Origin of the sequence: Kitasatospora sp. NPDC056076 (assembly GCF_042266305.1) — a bacterium.
In the GTDB taxonomy this organism is placed as follows: domain Bacteria; phylum Actinomycetota; class Actinomycetes; order Streptomycetales; family Streptomycetaceae; genus Kitasatospora.
In genome coordinates this window covers 217,529-230,146 of record NZ_JBHJWG010000003.1, presented here as the reverse complement: position 1 = coordinate 230,146, position 12,618 = coordinate 217,529, and the positions used below count along the sequence as shown (strand labels likewise).

At 71.4% G+C, this 12,618-nt stretch carries 13 protein-coding genes; 9 read left to right on the top strand and 4 right to left on the bottom strand.

Annotated features, from left to right (window positions below; all coding sequences use genetic code 11):
- Window positions 1-111: 111 nt before the first annotated feature.
- Entirely contained in the window at window positions 112-627 is a 516-nt protein-coding gene (locus ACFC1T_RS04460) for a hypothetical protein (protein WP_375883397.1), read from the bottom strand.
- Window positions 628-888: 261 nt separating this feature from the next.
- Here ACFC1T_RS04460 and ACFC1T_RS04455 point away from each other — a divergent pair, with 261 nt between their 5' ends.
- On the top strand, window positions 889-2,532 hold the full coding sequence (locus ACFC1T_RS04455) for a tetratricopeptide repeat protein (protein WP_375883394.1): 1,644 nt from the start codon (window positions 889-891) through the stop codon (window positions 2,530-2,532).
- A gap of 40 nt (window positions 2,533-2,572) precedes the next feature.
- On the opposite strand, the gene ACFC1T_RS04450 is transcribed toward ACFC1T_RS04455, so the two are convergent.
- Window positions 2,573-3,229, bottom strand: a complete 657-nt coding sequence (locus ACFC1T_RS04450; RefSeq protein WP_375883391.1) for a histidine phosphatase family protein — start codon at window positions 3,227-3,229, stop codon at window positions 2,573-2,575.
- A gap of 153 nt (window positions 3,230-3,382) precedes the next feature.
- Between ACFC1T_RS04450 and ACFC1T_RS04445 the strand changes: the two genes are divergently transcribed.
- The 8 genes from ACFC1T_RS04445 to ACFC1T_RS04410 all read left to right on the top strand — a co-directional run bounded on the left by ACFC1T_RS04445 (window position 3,383) and on the right by ACFC1T_RS04410 (window position 9,939).
- Window positions 3,383-4,645, top strand: coding sequence for a hypothetical protein (locus ACFC1T_RS04445; protein ID WP_375883388.1), 1,263 nt, complete (start codon window positions 3,383-3,385; stop codon window positions 4,643-4,645).
- Window positions 4,642-6,264 carry a hypothetical protein gene (locus tag ACFC1T_RS04440; protein ID WP_375883386.1) on the top strand — a complete coding sequence of 541 codons (1,623 nt, stop codon included), beginning with the start codon at window positions 4,642-4,644 and terminating at the stop codon, window positions 6,262-6,264. Before ACFC1T_RS04445 ends, ACFC1T_RS04440 begins: the two co-directional genes overlap by 4 nt.
- A complete protein-coding gene (locus ACFC1T_RS04435) occupies window positions 6,264-7,625 on the top strand; it encodes an AAA family ATPase (RefSeq protein ID WP_375883383.1) in 1,362 nt (453 codons plus the stop codon). Before ACFC1T_RS04440 ends, ACFC1T_RS04435 begins: the two co-directional genes overlap by 1 nt.
- Before the next feature lie 217 nt (window positions 7,626-7,842).
- Window positions 7,843-8,052 carry a hypothetical protein gene (locus ACFC1T_RS04430; RefSeq protein ID WP_375883380.1) on the top strand — a complete coding sequence of 70 codons (210 nt, stop codon included), beginning with the start codon at window positions 7,843-7,845 and terminating at the stop codon, window positions 8,050-8,052.
- Window positions 8,036-8,548, top strand: a complete 513-nt coding sequence (locus tag ACFC1T_RS04425) for a DUF6879 family protein (RefSeq protein ID WP_375883377.1) — start codon at window positions 8,036-8,038, stop codon at window positions 8,546-8,548. Before ACFC1T_RS04430 ends, ACFC1T_RS04425 begins: the two co-directional genes overlap by 17 nt.
- Window positions 8,545-9,384: a helix-turn-helix domain-containing protein gene (locus tag ACFC1T_RS04420; RefSeq protein WP_375883375.1), complete on the top strand. Its 840-nt coding sequence runs from the start codon at window positions 8,545-8,547 to the stop codon at window positions 9,382-9,384. Before ACFC1T_RS04425 ends, ACFC1T_RS04420 begins: the two co-directional genes overlap by 4 nt.
- 172 nt (window positions 9,385-9,556) lie before the next feature.
- A complete protein-coding gene (locus ACFC1T_RS04415) occupies window positions 9,557-9,730 on the top strand; it encodes a hypothetical protein (protein ID WP_375883373.1) in 174 nt (57 codons plus the stop codon).
- The gene (locus ACFC1T_RS04410; protein WP_375883370.1) at window positions 9,727-9,939 is read left to right on the top strand and encodes a hypothetical protein; all 213 of its coding nucleotides are present in this window, start codon (window positions 9,727-9,729) and stop codon (window positions 9,937-9,939) included. The genes ACFC1T_RS04415 and ACFC1T_RS04410 overlap by 4 nt, the downstream gene beginning before the upstream one ends.
- Window positions 9,940-10,191: 252 nt before the next feature.
- Here ACFC1T_RS04410 and ACFC1T_RS04405 read toward each other — a convergent pair whose 3' ends face one another.
- Both ACFC1T_RS04405 and ACFC1T_RS04400 read right to left on the bottom strand, forming a co-directional pair.
- The gene (locus ACFC1T_RS04405) at window positions 10,192-11,550 is read right to left on the bottom strand and encodes a DUF3987 domain-containing protein (protein ID WP_375883368.1); all 1,359 of its coding nucleotides are present in this window, start codon (window positions 11,548-11,550) and stop codon (window positions 10,192-10,194) included.
- A 73-nt stretch (window positions 11,551-11,623) separates the two neighbouring features.
- Window positions 11,624-12,340, bottom strand: coding sequence for a histone-like nucleoid-structuring protein Lsr2 (locus tag ACFC1T_RS04400; RefSeq protein ID WP_375883365.1), 717 nt, complete (start codon window positions 12,338-12,340; stop codon window positions 11,624-11,626).
- Between the last annotated feature and the right edge of the window lie 278 nt (window positions 12,341-12,618).

Genomic DNA, 12,618 nt, shown 5'->3' with positions numbered 1-12,618 from the left:
GGCAGGTGTCCGGGCAGGTCACCGCCGAGCGGGCGCCCCCTGGCCCGGGGGCGTGCCACGGGGATCCGGTCGGAGGCGTACGGGCCCGGCCTGATCCGCGCGGCACGCCCGCTAGAACGGGCCGAGGCCGCCCGCGGTGAGCGTGCAGGCGGCCTCGCAGAGGGCGGAGCGGAGCACCCAGGCGTCGGTGGGGCGGGTGGCGCGGCCGGTTCCGGTGGGCGGGATCACCCAGCGCGGGTCGGTGGCGCCGGGCACCAGGGCGCCGGCCGTACAGGAGCTGCCGGGCAGGTGCCAGGTCTCCCAGGTGCCGGCCGGGACGAGGAAGGAGACGGTGCTGCCGTTGCGGCTCTGCAGGACGGCCCCGCAGGCGCGGCGCAGCCTGAGGATGTCGACGGCCTCCAGGCCGTGCCGCAGGGCGACCGTCACCGTGTCGCAGCCGGTGAGGAGGGTGTCCTCGGCCGGGACGACGGCGTCCCGGCGCAGTCCGCCGCAGGAGCCCCGGCCGCCCTCGACCGGGCCCCGGCCGGGGAACCGGTCGTCGGCGGGGTCGGGGAGCAGGGCGGGGACGGCGGCGGCGAGCACGCCCCCGGCGACGGGTCGGTGCTGCGGCAGTCCGGTGGCCATCATGGGCCCTCCTGTACCTCGTCGGTTCGGAAGCCCTGCCGCCGGGTGTGGGGCCGCGGGGCGGGGACGGGCCGGGGGGACGGCCTGGGCTTCCACATATCAGGACAACGCCGCGGGACCGCCGGAGGCCACGGGGCGCATTACAGCAAGGCATGGCATTTCATGGCGGATATCCGACAACAATGCCCGCTTTGCACCGGATTGACAGCAGATGTCGCACCAACCGAATGTGTCCGACCGGTGACTCCGAGTACTCTCGGCGCCATGGCAGCCACCCCACCGGCCGAGCCGAACCGACCGTCCCCCAACACCGTGATGCGCGCACTGCGCGGCGACCGCTCACCGGGCGAGTTCGCCACGGCCGTCCGCCGCGCCGCCCGCGAGATCGGCGAGCACGTGTCCTGCGACGCCCGCTACGTCGGACGGGTCGAGTCCGGTGAGATCCGCTGCCCCAACTACGCCTACGAGCGGGTGTTCCGGCACATGTGGCCGGGATGCACGCTCACCGACCTCGGCTTCGCCCCCCGCACCGCCGTCCGCCGCCGCTCGGCGAACGGCGGCGGGGCGTCCGCCGGGGCGGCCGCGCTCCACCTCCCGGTCCATCCACCGTTCCCGCCCCTGCCCGCCCCGCGCTCACCACTCTCCACTCAACTCCCGTACGCTGCCTCGCCGTACGCGGATCCAACCGCTCCGGACGGGCCCCCGTGGCCGATGGCCGGCGCGGTGCCCAGGGGGCCCGATGGATCGCCCTATCTCGACGAGGAGAACGACGACGTGCGTCGCCGTACGTTCCTGGCCGGCGGCACCACCGCGCTGGCCACCGTGATCGGCATCGACCGGCCGGCCGCCGCCGGCCCGGTCGCCCCTGCCGTCACCGCCACCGGCCCCGGCTTCGGCCCGGCGCCCGGCCGATCCGCCTTCCCCGGTGCGGAGTTCGCCGCGCCCGCACTGCACGGCGCCGATCCGGTGGTGTTCGGGCGCCCCGGGCCGGTGCCGCCGCTGCGCAAGGTCGGCGCCGCCGAGGTGTTCGGCGTCGAACAGGCCGTCCGGGACATCAGACTGGCCGACGACGCCCACGGCGCGGACGCCCTGTACGAACTCGCCGGACAGTCCCTGCGCACCGCCTACGTCCTGCTCAACGAGGGCGAGTACAGCGCCGAGACCGAGCGCCGGCTCCAGGCCGGGGCCGGTGAACTGGCCATCTCGGTGGGCTGGTTGGCACACGACTCGAACCGGCTGGCGGACGCCCGCTCGTTCTACGCCGAGGCGCTCGCCACCGCCCGGATGGCCGGGGACTCCGCCCTGGAGGCGCACGTCTTCTGCAACAGCGCCTTCCTCGCCCGGGACGCCGGACGCCCGCGCGAGGCGCTGCGCGCCGCGCAGGCCGGGCAGTCCGCCGCCCGGGAGGTGGACTCCGCCCGGCTGCTCGCCCTGCTCGCCATGCGCGAGGCCGGCGCCTGGGCCGTGCTGCGGGACCGTTCCGCCTGCGAACGCGCGATCGGCCGGGCCTACGCGCTGTTCGACCGGGGGCCGTCGGAGACCGACCCGGAGTGGATGTCCTTCTTCGGCGAGGCGGAGATCGCCGGGCTGCAGTCGCAGTGCTGGTCCGCCCTGGAGGACTGGGACCGGGCCAGCGAGCAGGCCGCGCTGGCCATAGCGCTCCAGGAGCCGCACTTCGTCCGCAACCGGGTGCTGTACACCGCCGAACTGGCCCACGACCGGCTGGGCCGGGGGGACTTGACGGGGGCGGCGCACCACGGCTCGGCCGCCGTCGCACTGTTCGGCGAGGTCCGATCGGCCCGGATCCGCAGCATGCTGGCGGACACCGCGGGGCGGCTGCGGCAGCACGCCTCGGTCGCCGAGGTCCGCCGCTTCCTGATCGGCTACGACCGGGCCGCGGCGGCCTGAGCGGACCGACGACCGCCGTGACGGGTCGTCACCACCGGCCTCAGTGGCCCGCGTTCAGCCCCTCCAGGTGGGACAGGTCGTTCCAGACCTCCACCGCCGGGGCGCCGTACTCCCAGGACAGCACGCACAGCGCCGCCGTACCGAGCTTGAACCGCTGGGCGAACTCGGGCGGCAGGCCCAGCCAGCGGGCGGCCAGGATGCGCAGCAGGTGGCCGTGCGCGAACAGGACGACGTCCCGGTCGGCGCAGTGCATCTCGGTGGTGTCCGACTCCGGGACGCCGTGCTCCTCGTTGAGTCCGGCCAGGAAGGCGTCCACCCGGGCGGCGACGTCGGAGAGCTTCTCGCCGCCGGGCACCCCGTCGCGCCAGATCAGCCAGCCGGGGTGGTCGGTGGCCCGGATGTCGGCGCCGGTGCGGCCCTCGTACTGGCCGTAGTCCCACTCCAGCAGTTCGGGGCGGTCGACCGCGCGGTCGCCGAAGCCGGCCAGCGCGCAGGTCTCCTTCGCGCGGCCGAGCGGGCTGGTGTAGACGAGCGCGTCCGGCAGGCCGTTCCAGGGGGCCTCGGCGAGTCGGGCGCCGAGCGCCCGGGCCATCGCCCGGCCCTCCTCGGTCAGCGGGATGTCGGTGCGGCCGGTGTGACGGCCGGTGGCCGACCACTCGGTCTCACCGTGGCGGACCAGCACGATTCGGGCGGGCATGGCAGGCTCCTCGCAACGGGGCGGTCAACGGTCGGTCTCACCCTTGAGCACCGGGCTCCATGATCCCCCACCGGCACGGCGGCCACGATCGCGGGCCCCGGCCGCCCGGTCCGCACCGCGTTGTCGGACCCGGATGCGACACTGGGCCGCACCATGAACGTCTCGACGAACGTCCCGCTCGGCGGGCCCGCTGAGCCGCTCGCCCTGCGGCTCGCCGAGCTGCGCGGACCGGCCCCGCAGCGCAGTCTGAACGCCCGCTCCCTCGCCGCCCTGGCCGCCAATCCGGGCTGCCACCGCCGCGCCGTCCTGGACGCGGCCGGAGTGGACAAGTCGGTGCTGGCCGCCCGGCTCGGCCGCCCCGCCCCCTTCGGGCAGTCCCCGTTCGCGATCGCCCGCGGCCTGGTCTTCGAGTCCCGGCTGAAGGCGGACGACCACGCCGCCCTGCTGGAGCCGCTCCGCGCCCACCTCGGCGTCCCCGCGGACGACCGCACCCCGCTGCTGGTCCCGGACCTGCTGCACCGCTCCGGCCCGGCCGTCCGCGCCGACCGGACGGCCGAGGCCCTGGCCCGGGCCGCCGCCGACCCGGACGCCTGGACGCTGCTGGACCACCCGATGCTTCGGCTCGCCGTCGCCGGCAGCACCGCCTACCTGGAACCGGACGCCCTGGTGGTGCACGGCGGGCGGTGCACGGTGGTCGAGATCAAGTCCTTCCCGGTGCTGGACGGCAGCGCGGACCCGGCCAAGGTCGGCGCCGCCGCCCGCCAGGCCGCCGTGTACGTGCTGGCGCTCCAGCACGCCGCCGCCGCGGCCGCCGGGCTGCCGCTCGCCGACGACCCGTACACCGAGCAGCGGCTGCCGGGCAGCCCCCGCACCACCGTGCTGCTGGTCTGCCCGAAGGACTTCGGCAACCGGCCGACCGCGGTCGCCGTCGACGTCCGCCGCGAGCTGGCCACCACCCGCCGCCAGTTGAGCCGGATGACGGGCATCGGCCGGCTGCTGGAGGCGCTGCCGCCCGGCACCGACTTCGACCTGGCCGCCGACCAGGACGGCGCCCCGGCCCGCAGTACCGAACAGCTGACCGCCTCGGTCGAAGCGGTGCCCGCCGCCTACAGCCCGGACTGCCTCTCCACCTGCGAACTCGGCTTCCACTGCCGCGCCCGGGCCCGCTGCGACGACCGGGTCGAGCAGCTCGGCCGGGGCGTGCGCGGCGAGCTGGGCGACCTCCGGACGGTCACCGAGGCCCTGGCCGCTGCGGCCGGCGCCGGGGGCTCGAACGGCGAGGACGGCGAGGCCAGCGAGGACAGGGACGGGGACGGGGACGGGGACGGCGAGGACGGCGACGGCGCGCACGAGGCGGCCGCACGCCTGGCCTACGCCGCCGCCCTGCGCGCGGAAGCCCTGGGCGGGACCGCATGAGCCTGCTGACCACCCTCGCCCGGCTGGAGGCCGTCCGCAGCGGGCAGGCCGAGCCGCTGGCCACCGTCCGGCACCGGCACCTGTCGGAGCGCCCGATGGTGGTCGTCCCGCTGACCGCCGCCGGTGAGGCCGGCGCGCCGCTGGCCGTCCTGCTGGGCACCGACCGGGACGCGCCCCGGCTGCACCTGGTGCCGCAGCCGCTCAACCGCACGCTCCGGTTCGACTACCTGGCCGCGCTCGCCGCCGACCTGCTGCCCTACCTGGAGTCCTTCGGCACGGACGTCGAACAGATCGAGGGCTCCGAGAAGGACCCGGAGAGCGGCGAGAAGACCCAGGTGTTCCGGGAGTTGTGCACGGACGCGCCGCAGCTGATCGTGCCCAACGGCGGGGGCGTGCACCACCTCGCCCTGATCGGCCGCTCCACCCGCTTCCGCCGCACCGCCGAGGACGCCGACCCGGGCCCCCACCCGGCACCGCTGCGGGTGCCGCTGCTCGGCCGCTGGCTGACCCACCTCACCGACCGCGCCCAGGTGCCCGGTTCCAGCCTGCTGCTGCCGATGACCGGCCTGCTCGCCCGGCACTGGGCCACCGGCCAGAGCCACCTGGAGGACCAGCACCTGGCGGCCCGGCTGGCCTGGCACGCTCCGCCGCCGGGGCTGACCGGGGCCGGGGCGGCCGAACTGGCCGAGTCCGCCCGCGACGAGCACGGCCAACTCGTGCACCCGCCGGCCGGCCCGGCCACCGACCCGGCCTTCGACGAAGGGGTGCTGGCCCCGGCGATCGCCCGCTACGACGCGGCCGTCAACGCCCTGCAGCACAGCACCGAGCAGCGCGACGAGGCCGCCGCCGAGCGCGCCCGGGCGGCCGTCCGCGCGGCGGTCGAACAGCTGGAGCGGGCGCTGTCCGCCGTCCTCCTCCCGACCTGGCGGGACGTCTGGCGGGGCCTGGACCTGCTGCGCGCCCTGCCGCCGGCCGGCCACCTGGAGGAGCGCTGGACCGGCGACCGCTGGTCCTACACCGGCCACCGGGACCGCCTCGCGGCCGGCGAGCCCCCGCAGCCCCGGCAGGACGACGCCGTCACCGCGGCCCGCAAACTCGCCCAGCGCGAGCGCGAGCAGGCCCGGCTGGACGTCCAGGAGGCCCTGGACGACCCGCTGGCGATGGCCGAACACCGGCTGTCCGGCGAGGCGTTCAGCGGGGTGGTGACGGAGGTGGTGCCGGACTACGACACCACCGGCCGCTCCCCCAAGCCGCGCCCGCTGGTCACCCTGCGCACCACCGACCGCCCGCACGCCGACCTCGGCCGGGAGGCACACCGGGTGCACGGCCCGACGGCGCAGAAGGCGCGGATCGTGGCGGTCGACCCGGCCGAGGGCACCATCACACTGCGGGTGCTGTCCGGCATGGGCCGCAAGAAGGAGCCGGAGCCGGGCAGCCTGCCCGAGCCCGGCGAACCGGTCACCTTCACCCTGTTCGAGCTGACGGTCCGCCAGTCCGCGCCGCTGCCCGAACCGGACGACACCCCGTGGACCCACGGCGGCCCGCCGGGCGCCTCCCCGGCCCCGCCGTCCGCCGCACCGTCCGCCACCACCGCTGTCGCCGTCGAGGAGTGGGAGTGATGGCCGAACCGATCGACGCGCAGTCCCCGGGGGCGGCCGCCGACGCCGCCGTGGCCCGGATCCTGGCGGCCACCGTCCACCCCGCGGTCGGCGCGCCGCGCGGCGTGGTGGTGGACTCCCCGCCCGGTGCCGGGAAGTCGACCCTGGTGGTGCGGGCGGCCCGGGAGCTGGTGGCGGCCGGCGAGCGGCTGATGGTCGTCGCCCAGACGAACGGCCAGGTGGACGACCTGGTCGGCCGACTGGCCGAGAAGGCACCGGACTTGACGATCGGCCGACTGCACGCGGCGGACTCCCGCCCCGGCCCGGAGGTGCTCCGGCACGCCAATGTCACGCCCTCCGACAAGGTCGCCGACCTGGTCGAGCACGACGTGGTGATCTCCACCGCCGCGAAGTGGCAGTGGGTGCGGGCCGAGGCGCCGTGGCGGCACGCGATCGTCGACGAGGCGTACCAGATGCGCTCGGACGCCCTGCTGGCGGTGGCCCGGCTGTTCGAGCGCGCGCTGTTCGTCGGCGACCCGGGCCAGCTGGACCCGTTCACCGTGGTCGGCACCGAGCAGTGGGCGGGCCTGTCCTACGACCCGTCCAGCAGCGCGGTGGTGACGATGCTGGCGCACAACCCGCAGATCGAGCCGCACCGGCTGCCGGTCTCCTGGCGGCTGCCGGCCAGCGCGGCGCCGCTGATCTCCCGGGCGTTCTACCCGTACACGCCGTTCCGCTCCGGCACCGGCCCGGACGACCGCGGGCTGACCCCGGCCGTCCGCCCGGACGGCTCGGCGCTGGACGCGGTGATCGACCGGGCGGCCGAACACGGCTGGGCGCTGCTGGAGCTGCCCGCCCGGCACACCGTGCGGACCGACCCGCAGGCGGTGGCGGCCGTCGCGGCGACCGTGCGGCGACTGCTGGAGCGCGGGCTGACCGCCCGCTCCGAGCAGGGCGAGGCGCCGCTCACCGCGGACCGGATCGCCGTCGGCACGGCGCACCGGGACCAGGCGGCGGCGGTCCGGGCGGCCCTGCTCAAGGTGGGCGTCCCGGTGGACGGCACGGTCGGGCCGGCCGTCACGGTGGACACCGCGAACCGGCTGCAGGGCCGGGAGTACGACGTCACCGTGGTGCTGCACCCGCTCTCCGGGCGCCCCGACGCGACCGCCTTCCACCTGGAGACCGGCCGGCTCTGCGTGCTCGCCTCCCGGCACCGGCACGCGTGCATCGTGGTCGCCCGGGCCAGGATCGCCGAACTGCTGGACGAGCACCCGTCGACCGAGCCGGTCCAGCTCGGGGTCCCGGTGGCCTTCCCGGACGGCTGGGAGGCAAGTTTTACCACACTGGAGCACTGGATGCAGTACCGCGTCAGACTGCACTGACCAGCCCTCAGGCGGAACCTCACACGGCCGTGATGCCGCCCCCTTCATGGAGAGGCCTGTCTTGCCCCGCTGCACCTCCATGCCCCACGCCGCAATGCCCGACCAAGATCCTTAGTCATTGACGTGCATAGTCACGTCTATGCATGGACGGCCCGACCTCGCCGCGTCTAGCGTGACTGTCAGTTCGTCAAACCGGCTTGAAACAAGGAGGCTTGACATGTCTGGACGTGAAGCGCTCACCCGCCTTACCGGCAGCGGCAGCGGCGAGTGCGGAGAGCAGGACTGCCCCAACGTCTACCGCACAGAGAAGGGCTCGTTCGTGGTCCAGGGCGACCTGTCGCACGTCTTCACCCCGCCCGCTGGCGAAGGCCTGGTCGAGATCCCCGAGAGCGTCCTGAGGGAGGCCTTCCGTGCTCTTGGCTGGTGACGCCTGGAATCAGTGCTTCGATTCCATGCAGTCGGAGGCATGGCGTCTCGAAACGCTTCCCACCTATACCATGCCGCAGGAATCCGAGAAGCTTGCCCGATTCCTGGCCGGAGCAAAGTCACCCGACGACTACAACTCCGGATGGATGGATAATCTGGAACAGTGGACGGCCGAGGGAAAGCGAGTCGGCCGCGTCCACATCATCACCCGCCCGCTTTCCGACTACCTCCGGTTCGAGTTCGAATACTACTACCGGCACCACGTGAAGGCCGGTGAGGATATTAGAATCCTCGACGTCACCGACAGGGAGAACCCTCTCCCGGCCGCACAGGACTTCTGGATGTTCGACAAGTCCAAGATCGTCCTTATGAACTACAGGGCGGATGGGACGCAGATCAGCCGCGAGCTTTCCGAGGGTGACCCTGCCCCCTTCATCGAATACCAGCGGGTAGCCACTGCGGAATCGATTCCGTTCCTGGAGTACGTCCGGTCGTGACGCTCCAACCTGAGCAGCTGGGCCAGTCCAAGCAGGAACTAGCTGCAGCACTAAAAGAATTGCGAAAGCGAGCCGGGCTCTCTGGGGCCCGGCTCGCTGCGCGATGCAACATGTCTCAATCCAAGATTTCCCGGATTGAGAATGGGAAAAGCCCAGCCAGCCTCGTTGACGTTGAACAGATCCTTCGGGCCCTGGAGGCTCCGCCGGAGGTGCTGACCAGGGTCACGGAGCTCGCACGCCTGGCGCACACCGAGTGGCAAGGCCTGCGGGCACTCCGACGGAAGGGACTCCACCACAAGCAGCAAGAACTTGCCAGCCTGGAATCCTCATCTACTGAGTTTAGATTCTTCCTACTGTCGATGATTACAGGACTTCTATCGACACCCGAATACATCAGGGCCAGCCTTGCGCACCTGGAAGGCGACCAAAGCAGGCTCATTGCACGAAAGCTCAGCCGCCAAGAAGTCCTCTACGACACCAGCAAGAAATTCACGTTCCTGCTGTCTGAAATGGCAGTCAGATGGCCCTTGATCGCGGCGCCGGCCATGGCAATGCAGCTAGATCGGCTCGCCTCTATTTCGAGACTACCCAACGTCCGAATCGGGGTGATCCCCCTGAAAGGCCTCATGCCGGTAGCGCCCATGGATACTTTTACCATCTACGACACATCCCTCGTCACTATCGAAACTACCAGCGGAGTACTGGCACTCAGGGACTCGAAAGACGTAGCAATACACCTGGAATCCTATTCCACGATGGAAAGCTACGCTCTCTTTGGCCAGGAGATGCGAAACCTGCTCGAACGATGGTCTGATGATTTCAGGAGCCCAGCCTAGGAATTTATGCAGCCACGCGCATAAACGTGGAATTGCCCGACACTTGCGCCTATCTTGGTAACTCAGCCAAGAAAGCGGAGAGCTACGGGAGAACTCCATGTCTGCTGCGGGCTTCACACAGTCGACCGACACGAGCCGTCCGCCGAAGCGGCGCCGTACCCACGCGGAGCTCATGGAGCGGATCGAGAACAACCCGATCCGGAAGGACCTGGCGACCGGACATCTGGTGGAACTGGTGGGGGCTCAGGACGGCAAGGCCTTGGTCCGGCCGCTGTTCGAGCCGGACGCCCCGCCCCGTCAGGTGCCCGTCGACCAGCTCACCACCGCGATCGGCTTGTGGGGTTGACGGTGGCGGAGCAATGGAAGCCGCAAGAGGGCCAGCAGGTCTACGAGCGCCGCAGCGGTGCCGCCGTGGAGATCATGCAGGTCCGCACGTACGGCTTGTACGTCCGGCCGTTGCGGGGCGGTGTCGAGCGGGTTGTTCAGCGCGCGGACCTGATTCCGCCGGACGACGCCCCGGGCGGTTTCTTTGATTGGCAGGCCTCGCGCGGGTGAGCGACTTCGGTGAGGCTCTGGCCGCTGAGCAGCAGGACGAGTACCGCGATGCGGGCCTGTGGCGTGATGGCCGTCCGTGCACGCGGTTTCTGTGGGCGTGGCGCGTCTCGGTGTCGGCTGTGGTCGTGCTCTTGGCCCTTTGGGTTGGTTGGTCCGTCGGGAAACCATGACGCCCCGCTTCATGAGGCGGGGGGCTAATGAAGGAACCGCCTCGGCCATGTAGGCCGGGGCGGTTTGCTTTGCTTCGAGCGTTCAGAGGAGTGCGAGGAACGGGTTCCCCGAGGCGACCGGTTCAGGCCGTGGAACGGGCATGGGAGCAGGGGCGGGAGGCACGGCCTTGGCCGGGCGGTAGGAGTCCATGCGGACGACCGCGGCCGGGCGTTCGTCACGCTGGGTTCGCGGCCGGCTGTGCGGAGAGTGACCGGTCTCGTCCTCGGTCAGGGTGTAGACCGTGGCGGGGCGGCCCAGGCCGGAGCGGTCGAGGGTGACCTTCACCCCGGGCAGAGCCTTGACCTCATCAGCCGAGGCACCGACGTACGGCAGCAGCTCGGAGGACTTCGCCTTGCCCCCGTGCAGCTCGATGCGGGCCCGGACCTTCTCAGCCAGCGTCGGCACCCGGCGGGCAGGCTTGACCGTCCCTGCCGCCGCACCGCCGGTGATGTTCACCGCGCAGCGGACGCTGTAGCGCACCAGGGAGAAGGCGGCGGACAGACAGGCGTGGTCGATCACCTCGGACTGTTCCGAGGCTGCCAGGCAGGCCGCTACCCGGATGGTTTGTTCGGCCGTCCGCTCGACGTACACGGCCTGAGCTTCGGGGAGGTTCTCGGAGATGATCCGGGCGTACCGGCGAATGGTCTTCCACAGAGGCCGGGCGTCCTCTCCGAGGCTGACCGTGCGCCTGTCACCGGCCGCCCAGTAGTAGGCCTGAGTCAGATCCCAGCCCTCCACCTCGGGCAGAGTCGCGCCGTCGTCATCCAGCATCGGAACGGACCCCAGGGCGAAGGGCATGATCCTGTTGTAGGACCCACCGGCCGCTTCCGTCGCCCCGATGTACTTGGACCAGTCGGACGGCGTGATGTGAGCATGGAAGACCACCGCCGGATCATCCACGGACTGAACCTCGGCCTTGGTCGTGTTCCGCAGCGGAGCCCCGTCCCAGGCGCTTCGGAGCTTGGCAGTGAACGAGGCATCCCGCCGCACCCGGCGGAGCACTTCGGACCACTCCTCTTCGAGCACCAGGGCCCGGACGTCACGCCCGGCCTCCGTCTCCTCCGTAGCCTCCACCTGCTCAGCAAGGTAGTTGACCAGGGACGCACCAGACGTGATGCCACTGGTGGTGTGCGTCTCCAGGAAGCGGCCGAGGGCGGGCTTCATGATGTGCTGCGCGGCCCGCAGAGCCGTGCCCTTCCCCTTGCCCGTGCCACCGACCAACGCACTCCAAACGAGGGCAGGACGGGCGTTGCCCCGGCTGGACACCTTCACTGTCTGGCCGATGGCCGCAGACCACATGCTCAGAGCGGCCACGTAGATGCCGACCGGATCGCACTCGACGTACGGGCTGACCTTGTCGACGGCCCGGCCAATGGGCCCGTACAGGGTGATGGTGCTCAACTTCTCTTCTCCTGAGACTGGTTGGGATCGGGTGGCCGGGCCGATCCCGGCCACCCCAGGTTCGTACGGTCGGTCAGGCCGCTTGGCGGGTAGCGCGCTGGTAGGCCTCGACCACGGAGACAGGTATGCGTCCCTTGGAGCGGACGGTCACCCCGTTGGCCGCAGCCCACTCACGGATGGCCTGGGCCGCCTTGGCCTTGTCATCCCGGACGGCCTGAGCGTCCTTCCTCACCGGCTCCGGCAGAGGGTCACCGCCCTTGAACTCGCCAGCGCATACGGCGTCTCGGAACGCTCCGGGCCTCCGAGCGTCGAAGCACGGGATGGAGAACTCGGCTGCGTCGTGCAGCTTCTTCGTCGCCCGCTCCGCGCCCTCACCGCAGATGATCAGCACGGTGTTGGCGTCGGCCCTGCCGACCACCTCATAGCCCATGCGGCGGACGGCCTCCCTGGCGTCCTCCCAGCTGTAGTTGGGGATCTCCCCACTCACCATCACCGTGGGACGGACCTCCGGCTCAGCCTCGGTCACGTCGTCCTCTTCGATGTCGTCCTGGTCGTCGTCCTCGGCCACCGGCACCGGCGGCTCAACAGCAACCGGCACAGCCTCAGGCTGACCAGGCGCACCAAGCGCATCCATCAGGTACCGAGTGAAGACAGCACCGTGCTCCAAGCACAGATCCCATGCGTGACCACCAATGGTCAGAGACTCAGTCGCCTCTGTCTCACTGCCGTCCTTGGCAATGTGGGCATCACAGAACGTCTTCTCTACGGGCACCAAGACAGTCGTACGCATGGGTTCTTTCGATCCTTAGCGGAGTGAGTTCGAGTGATTCAGCCGGAGCCTTGCTTCTTACGGCTGCCATTCCCGCCCACCGGCCCTACCGGCGAACAACTCGATCCTCTCACCCCAAACCCCAGAGAAGCCCCCACCTGCCATCACGGATGCATTTCTTCTAGGTAACTGAACGATAAATACAATGGGGGTAATATCTCATTCGCAAGAGAAAGGACCCGCCGGGGGCACCGTCCTCACCCTCTGTACGGGTTTGAATCTTTCCGCGGGGCTGGAGG

What these genes read in the sequence shown, in the direction of transcription:
- ACFC1T_RS04460 (WP_375883397.1), bottom strand. Translation starts at nt 627, where the DNA reads ATGATGGCCACCGGACTGCCGCAGCACCGACCCGTCGCCGGGGGCGTG.
- ACFC1T_RS04455 (WP_375883394.1), top strand. Translation starts at nt 889, where the DNA reads ATGGCAGCCACCCCACCGGCCGAGCCGAACCGACCGTCCCCCAACACC.
- ACFC1T_RS04450 (WP_375883391.1), bottom strand. Translation starts at nt 3,229, where the DNA reads ATGCCCGCCCGAATCGTGCTGGTCCGCCACGGTGAGACCGAGTGGTCG.
- ACFC1T_RS04445 (WP_375883388.1), top strand. Translation starts at nt 3,383, where the DNA reads ATGAACGTCTCGACGAACGTCCCGCTCGGCGGGCCCGCTGAGCCGCTC.
- ACFC1T_RS04440 (WP_375883386.1), top strand. Translation starts at nt 4,642, where the DNA reads ATGAGCCTGCTGACCACCCTCGCCCGGCTGGAGGCCGTCCGCAGCGGG.
- ACFC1T_RS04435 (WP_375883383.1), top strand. Translation starts at nt 6,264, where the DNA reads ATGGCCGAACCGATCGACGCGCAGTCCCCGGGGGCGGCCGCCGACGCC.
- ACFC1T_RS04430 (WP_375883380.1), top strand. Translation starts at nt 7,843, where the DNA reads ATGTCTGGACGTGAAGCGCTCACCCGCCTTACCGGCAGCGGCAGCGGC.
- ACFC1T_RS04415 (WP_375883373.1), top strand. Translation starts at nt 9,557, where the DNA reads ATGGAGCGGATCGAGAACAACCCGATCCGGAAGGACCTGGCGACCGGA.
- ACFC1T_RS04400 (WP_375883365.1), bottom strand. Translation starts at nt 12,340, where the DNA reads ATGCGTACGACTGTCTTGGTGCCCGTAGAGAAGACGTTCTGTGATGCC.